This is a genomic window from Porphyrobacter sp. AAP82 (assembly GCF_000331285.1).
Taxonomy (GTDB): Bacteria; Pseudomonadota; Alphaproteobacteria; order Sphingomonadales; family Sphingomonadaceae; genus Erythrobacter.
Genome location: NZ_ANFX01000030.1, coordinates 84,770 through 91,650 on the forward strand (window position 1 = coordinate 84,770; position 6,881 = coordinate 91,650).

Genomic DNA, 6,881 nt, shown 5'->3' on the forward strand with positions numbered 1-6,881 from the left:
CGACAGGGGTGTGACACGCGCGTCCTCAAGCAGCGAAGCGGTAGCACCACAAGGACTCACGGCATTGCAGGCTTGTGCCTGCCGCACTACAGGCAGCGTTCAGCCAACAACGGGCACTTCCCACCTCCCATGCTCTCCCCCTTCGAATGGATGATTGCCAAGCGCTACCTCTGGCCCGGCCGGGGCGAGGCGTTCATCGCGCTGGTGGCGGCGATTTCGGTGGGCGTGGTCTCGCTCTCGGTCGCCTTGCTGGTGGTGGTGATGAGCGTGATGAACGGCTTTCGCGGCGAGCTGCTCGACAAGATCACCGGCCTCAATGGCCATGCGGTGGTGCAGGCGGTCGGCGGCCGGATCGATGATTGGCAAGGCGTGATGGCGGCGCTCGAAAGCACGCCGGGGGTGATCTCGGCAACGCCGATGATCGAAAAGCCGCTGCTGGTCAGCTTCAACGGCAATGTCGAGGGCATCCTGCTGCGCGGCCAGGCCAAGCGGGAGCTTGATGCCTTGCGCGACAAGGTTCTGCTGGGCGACATCGGCGGGCTCTCGCAGCCGCCTGCGCCCGAGGGGTTTGCCAAGGTCGCGGTCGGCAGCCGGCTGGCACAGAACCTCGGCATGCGGGTCGGCGATGTCATCACCATCATCAACCCCGCGGGCCGCTCCACCCCTTTCGGCACCACCCCGAGGCAGGTCCCCTACGAGGTCGGCGCGATCTTCGAGGTCGGCATTTCGACCTTCGACGAGAAGTTCATTATGCTGCCGCTCGCCGAAGCGCAAAGCCTGCTCTTGATGGGCGATGCGGTGGCACAGATCGAGGTCCGGGTCGACAACCCCGACAAGGTCGGCACGATCCTTGCGCCGGTGCGCGGGCGGCTGACGGGCAACACTGTGATCTCCGACTGGAAGGCGATGAACGCGGCCCTGTTCGAGGCGTTGCAGGTCGAGCGTGTGGGGATGTTCTTCGCGCTGTCCTTCATGGTCGTGGTCGCATCCTTCAACATCCTCTCGAGCCTGGTGATGCTGGTGCGCGCCAAGACCCGCGACATCGCGATCATGCGCACCATGGGCGCGACGCGGCGCTCGCTGCTCAAGATCTTCGTCACCACCGGCACCACCATCGGCGTGATCGGGACGGTGACAGGGCTGCTGCTGGGCAGCGTCATCCTGTTCTTCCGCGAACAGATCGTCTCCTTCATCGCCTTTGTCACCGGCCAGCAGATCTGGGACCCGGAGGTGCGCTTCCTTTCGACCCTGCCGGCGCGCACCGATCCGTGGGAGGTCTTCGGCATCGTCTGCCTCGCTTTGGGGATGAGCTTCCTTGCAACGCTCTATCCGGCATTGAAGGCGGCAAACACCGATCCGGTGCAGGTGCTGCGCTATGAGTGATGGCCGGCCTATCGTCGCCCTTAAGGGTCTGAAGCGCGCCTTCGAGCAGGGCGGCGAGCGGATCGAGGTGCTGCGCGGGGTCGATCTTGCGATCGCGCCCGGCGAGATCGTCGCGCTGCTGGGCCCCTCGGGTTCGGGCAAGTCGACGCTGTTGCAGGCGGTCGGCCTGCTGGAAGGCGGGTTCGAGGGCGCGATCAGCATCGCCGGCACCCCGGCCGAGGCGCTGGCGGGCGATGCGCGCACCCGATTGCGGCGCGAGCATCTGGGGTTTGTCTACCAGTTCCACCACCTGCTGCCCGATTTCGACGCGCGCGAGAACGTGGTGATGCCGCAGATGATTCTCGGCCGTTCACGCAGCGAGGCCGAGGCGCGCGCCGAGAGCCTGCTCACGAGCCTCGGCCTCGGCCACCGCCTGACCCACCGCCCGAGCCAGCTGTCGGGCGGCGAGCAGCAGCGCGTCGCGGTCGCCCGCGCGCTCGCCAACCGGCCCACGCTGGTGCTGGCCGACGAGCCGACCGGCAACCTCGATGAACACACTTCCGAGGCGGTGCTTGCCCAGTTTCTGAGCCTGGTGCGCGGGGAAGGCAGCGCGGCGCTGGTCGCCACTCATAACGAGCGGCTGGCGGCGAAGATGGACCGGGTGGTGCGGCTCAAGGATGGCGTGCTGGTCTAGCCGGCAAATGCGCATCGCCTGTTGATCCGCCGCGCGCGCCGTGCGAACCATGGGCGCGACGCAAGGGGGATCACATGTCTGCATATGATTGGAACGCCGGGGCCAGCCTGCGCGAGCGCGACGACAGCGGCTCGGAGCTCCAGTACAATTTCGCCCTGCTGGCGGAGGGGACCCTGCGCGAGATGGTGGCCCGGGTGCTCGCCATGGACACCGCGCAGCGTGCCCGCGTATTGATCGAGGTGGAGGGGGGCAAGTCGCTGAACCTCGGCGAAATTCTCGAACTCTCGGCCAAGGAGGGCCTGGCATGACCACCATCGCCGATTTCACCGTCACCACCAACAAGGGTGAGGCGCTCGATCTTGCGGGCAAGCTCGGCACGGTGCTGCTGGTGGTCAACACCGCATCCAAATGCGGCTTCACGCCCCAGTATGACGGGCTCGAGAAGCTCTATCAGGATTACAAGGACAGGGGCTTCGAGGTGCTGGGCTTTCCCTGCAACCAGTTCGGCGCGCAGGAGCCCGGCAATGCCGAGGAAATTGCGCAGTTCTGCAAGATCAATTTCGGCGTCACCTTCCCGCTGATGGCCAAGATCGACGTCAACGGCGCGAACGCCTCGCCGCTCTATGGCTGGCTCAAGACCGAGGCCAAGGGGCTGATGGGTTCGACCTCGATCAAGTGGAACTTCACCAAGTTCCTGATCGGGCGCGATGGCAAGGTGGCGCGCCGCTACGGCCCGACCGACACGCCGGCGGCGATCGCCAAGGACATCGAGGCGCTGCTGTGACGATATGACCCGCCCTGTGCACAGGATAAGCACGCAGGGCGCTTTGAGAATCGGCGCGACTTCCTAGATTGCGGCGGATGCCCTTCGCCCCCTTCGTCCCCTTGCGCGTGCTTTCGTCCTACTCGATGCTCGAAGGGGCGATCGACCCGAAGGACATTGCCAAGCTGGCCAAGGAGCGCGGCTTTCCGGCGATCGCGATCTGCGACCGCAATGGCCTCTACGGCATCATGGCCTTTGCCGCTGCGTGCAAGGGCGAAGGCGTGCAGCCGATCATCGGCACGCTGCTTGGCGTGGCCCGGGACGAGACCCGCAGCACCGTCGACTACCTTGCACTCTTCGCGCAGGACGATGCCGGTTATGACAACCTGTGCCACCTCGTCTCGGCCGCGCATTTGGATCGCCCGCTGGAGCGCGATCCGCATGTCACCTTCGCCGATCTGGAGGGCCGGACCGATGGCCTGATCGCACTCACCGGCGCGGGCGAGGGCGGGCTGACGCGGCTGCTGGCGGAAGGCCAGCACGATGCCGCCGCGCGGCTCGCCGACCGGCTGGAGGCGCTGTTCCCCGGGCGGCTCTACATCGAGCTCGCCCGCGCGGGCGATCCCGTCTGCGAGCGCGCCGAGGAGCCCCTCGTCAACCTCGCCTACGCGCGCGACCTGCCGCTGGTCGCCACCAACCCTGCGAACTTTGCCGAGCCCCACATGCACAAGGCGCATGACGCCATGCTGTGCATCGCCCATTCGACCCAGATCGAGGCTGACGAGCGTCCGCGCTCCAACCCGCAGGCCTTCGTCAAGGCGGCGAGCATGATGGAGGAGGCCTTCGCCGACCTTCCCGAGGGGCTCGCCAACACCCTCGTCATCGCCCAGCGCTGCGCCTTTGCACCGCCCTATCGCAAGCCGATCCTGCCGAGCCTTGCAGGCGACCTTGCGGGCGAGGCGCGGATGCTCGCCGAGGATTCGCAGCTCGGTCTGGAAGCGCGCCTCGCGGCCTATCCCGATCTCACCGAGGCGGAGCGCAAGGTCTACGCCGACCGGCTCGAATTCGAGATCGACGTGATCGTGAAGATGGGCTTCCCCGGCTACTTCCTGATCGTTGCCGACTTCATCAAGTGGGCCAAGGAACAGGGCATTCCGGTCGGGCCGGGGCGTGGGTCGGGCGCGGGCTCGGCGGTCGCATGGGCGCTCACCATCACCGATCTCGACCCCATCAAGCTCGGCCTGCTGTTCGAGCGCTTCTTGAACCCCGAACGCGTCTCGATGCCGGACTTCGATATCGACTTCTGCGAAACCCGGCGCGGCGAGGTGATCCGCTACGTGCAGGCAAAATACGGCGGCGATCACGTCGCCCAGATCATCACCTTCGGCAAGCTGAAGGCCCGCGCGGTGCTGCGCGATTGTGGGCGTATCCTCCAGATGAGCTACGGGCAGGTCGACCGGCTGTGCAAGATGGTGCCCAACCATCCCACCGACCCCTGGACCCTGCCGCGCTCTTTGAACGGCGCGGCGGATTTCAAGCGCGAGTATGACAACGACAAGGGGGTAAAGCGCCTCGTCGACCTCGCGATGCAATTGGAAGGCCTGCCGCGCAATTCCTCGACCCATGCCGCAGGCGTGGTGATCGGTGACCGGCCGCTTGCCAAGCTGGTCCCGCTCTACCGCGATCCGCGTTCGGACATGCCGGTGACGCAGTTCGACATGAAATATGTCGAATCGAGCGGACTGGTGAAATTCGACTTCCTCGGGCTCAAGACCCTGTCGGTGCTGAGAAAGGCGGTCGACCTTCTGGAGAGGCGCGGAATCGCCATCGATCTGGGCGCGCTGCCGCTGGACGACCGCCAAGTCTACCACCTCATGCAGGCGGGCAACACCGTGGGGGTTTTCCAGCTCGAATCCGAGGGCATGCGCCGCACCCTCAAGGCGGTGAAGCCCACCAATTTCGGCGACATCATCGCGCTCGTCTCGCTCTATCGTCCCGGCCCGATGGACAACATCCCGCTGTTCGGCCAGCGCAAGGCCGGGCAGGTCGCCATCGAATACCCGCACCCCAAGCTCGAAGGGATCCTCGCCGAGACTTACGGGATCTTCGTCTATCAGGAACAGGTGATGCAGGCCGCCCAGGTGCTCGCGGGCTACTCGCTGGGCGATGCGGACCTGCTGCGCCGCGCGATGGGCAAGAAGGTCCAGGCGGAGATGGACGCCCAGCGCGGCCGCTTCGTCGAAGGCTGCAAGACGGTCTCCGACATCGAAGCGAAGCGCGCCAACGAGCTGTTCGACCTGATCGACAAGTTCGCCGGCTACGGCTTCAACAAGTCGCACGCCGCAGCTTACGCGCTCCTTGCCTACCAGACCGCGTGGATGAAGGCGCATTACCCGGAGGAATTCTACGCCGCTTCGATGTGTTTCGACATGCACCAGTCCGAAAAGCTCAACGTCTTCGTCGACGACGCGCGCCGCTATCCGGGCGGCCACGGCGGGATCGAGGTGCTGGCCCCTTGCATCAACGCCTCTGAGGCCGAATTCACCGTCGAACAGACCGATACGGGCTATGCGGTGCGCTATGCGCTGGCCGGGATCCGCAATGTCGGCGAGAAGGCGATGGAGGCAATCGTGGCCGAGCGGCAAGCCAATGGCCCCTTTGCCAGCCTCAAGGACCTGTTCGAGCGGGTGCCGCAGGGCACGATGAACCGCCGCCAGCTGGAAGGCCTGATCTGCGCGGGTGCCTTTGACGGGCTGGAGCCCGACCGCGCGCTGCTCTTCGCCAATGCCGAGCATCTGATGGCGGTTGCCGATGCCGCGATCCGCGAAAGATCGAGCGGGCAGGCGGGCCTGTTCGGCGGCGATGCGGGCGAGCCTGAGGCGCTGCGCCTCCAGCCCTGTGCCCCGTGGTCTCGGCCTGAGAAGATGGCGAAGGAGCGCGAGAATTTCGGCTTCTATTTCTCCGCCCACCCCGTGCAGCAATATCGCGAGGCCGCCTCGGCCAATGGCGCGCGCACCTATCAGAGCCTGATGGAAGCGGGCGCGCCGCCGGGCGGACGGGGCACGGCGGTGATGGCGGCGCTGGTCGAAGGCATCACCAAGGCCCGCACCCGCAAGGGCGGCACTTTCGTGCGGGCGGATTTCTCCGACGCCTCGGGCCAGTTCTCGGCCGCCTGTTTCGAGGAAGCCCTGGTGCCCGATTTCGAGCGCTGGGCGGCGGCAGGGGAATGCCTGCTGCTGACGGTCGAACTGGATTCGCCGAGCCCCGATGAGCCGCCTCGGCTCACCGTGCGCGGGGCGCGGCCGTTGGCGGCGGTGAGCGGCTCGACCGCGATGGAGCTGTCGGCCGAGATCGCCAGCCCCGAGGCGCTGCTCGAACTCAAGATCGAGCTTGACCTCGCGCGCGGCGACCGTCCGACCGGCGCGGGCGAGGTGGTGGTGAGCCTGGCGCTCGCCGATGGCGGGCAGGCGCGCATGTGCTTGGGGCGCAACTTCGTGCTGACCGGCGAACTCGCCGAGCGGCTCGCAAGCGTCGACGGGATCGCCAAGGTCAGCCTCGCGCCCCTGAAGCGGCGCGGCAATTTGCGGCTGGTTGCCTGAAGCCGAGGGGCCGGACGCTGCCGGCCCCTCGCTTGCCCGCTACATTCCCGAACCCGGGCCGTAGGTCACTTCCACGCGGCGGTTCTGCGGCTCGCGCACGCCGTCAGCCGTGGGCACGCGCGGCTGATTCTCGCCGAACGCCTGACCCGCGATCTGGCCCGAAGGCACGCCGCGTCCCGTGAGATAGCTCTGCACCGCGGCATTGCGGCGCTCGGCGAGGCCCTGGTTGTACTGCGCGCTCCCCGAGGTGTCGGTGTGCCCGGCCAGCATCACCCGCGCGCTGCCGCAATTGGCATAGGCGGTTGCGGCATTGTCGAGAATGCGCGCCGCTTCCGCGCTGACGTCCGACCGGTCGAAATCGAAGAACACGATATAGGGCCCGGTATTGCACTGCGCCTGCGGCGGCGGGGGCGGAGGAGCGGGCGGCGGCGGCGGGGGCGGCGGCGGCGGCGGCGCGGCGACC

6 protein-coding genes are annotated in these 6,881 nt (G+C 66.9%); 5 read left to right on the plus strand and 1 reads right to left on the minus strand.

What is annotated here, in order from left to right; genetic code table 11:
* Positions 1-129: 129 nt before the first annotated feature.
* The 5 genes from D620_RS0109610 to dnaE all read left to right on the plus strand — a co-directional run bounded on the left by D620_RS0109610 (position 130) and on the right by dnaE (position 6,418).
* Positions 130-1,383 (plus strand): lipoprotein-releasing ABC transporter permease subunit, encoded by a 1,254-nt coding sequence (locus D620_RS0109610; protein WP_017665587.1) that lies wholly within the window; start codon positions 130-132, stop codon positions 1,381-1,383.
* A complete protein-coding gene (locus D620_RS0109615) occupies positions 1,376-2,056 on the plus strand; it encodes an ABC transporter ATP-binding protein (protein WP_017665588.1) in 681 nt (226 codons plus the stop codon). Before D620_RS0109610 ends, D620_RS0109615 begins: the two co-directional genes overlap by 8 nt.
* 74 nt (positions 2,057-2,130) lie before the next feature.
* Positions 2,131-2,364 (plus strand): hypothetical protein, encoded by a 234-nt coding sequence (locus D620_RS0109620; protein ID WP_017665589.1) that lies wholly within the window; start codon positions 2,131-2,133, stop codon positions 2,362-2,364.
* On the plus strand, positions 2,361-2,840 hold the full coding sequence (locus D620_RS0109625) for a glutathione peroxidase (protein ID WP_017665590.1): 480 nt from the start codon (positions 2,361-2,363) through the stop codon (positions 2,838-2,840). The genes D620_RS0109620 and D620_RS0109625 overlap by 4 nt, the downstream gene beginning before the upstream one ends.
* A gap of 77 nt (positions 2,841-2,917) precedes the next feature.
* Complete coding sequence (dnaE, locus tag D620_RS0109630; protein ID WP_017665591.1) at positions 2,918-6,418, plus strand: DNA polymerase III subunit alpha; 3,501 nt, start codon at positions 2,918-2,920, stop codon at positions 6,416-6,418.
* Between the two features lie 39 nt (positions 6,419-6,457).
* Here the strand turns inward: dnaE and D620_RS0109635 are convergent.
* Positions 6,458-6,881 (minus strand): OmpA family protein (locus tag D620_RS0109635; protein WP_017665592.1); only part of this gene is annotated, 424 nt, incomplete at its 5' end.

Excerpts from the sequence above, each read along its gene's own strand:
- D620_RS0109625 (WP_017665590.1), top strand. The coding sequence starts at position 2,361 with ATGACCACCATCGCCGATTTCACCGTCACCACCAACAAGGGTGAGGCG.
- D620_RS0109610 (WP_017665587.1), top strand. The coding sequence starts at position 130 with ATGCTCTCCCCCTTCGAATGGATGATTGCCAAGCGCTACCTCTGGCCC.
- D620_RS0109620 (WP_017665589.1), top strand. The coding sequence starts at position 2,131 with ATGTCTGCATATGATTGGAACGCCGGGGCCAGCCTGCGCGAGCGCGAC.
- D620_RS0109615 (WP_017665588.1), top strand. The coding sequence starts at position 1,376 with ATGAGTGATGGCCGGCCTATCGTCGCCCTTAAGGGTCTGAAGCGCGCC.
- dnaE (WP_017665591.1), top strand. The coding sequence starts at position 2,918 with ATGCCCTTCGCCCCCTTCGTCCCCTTGCGCGTGCTTTCGTCCTACTCG.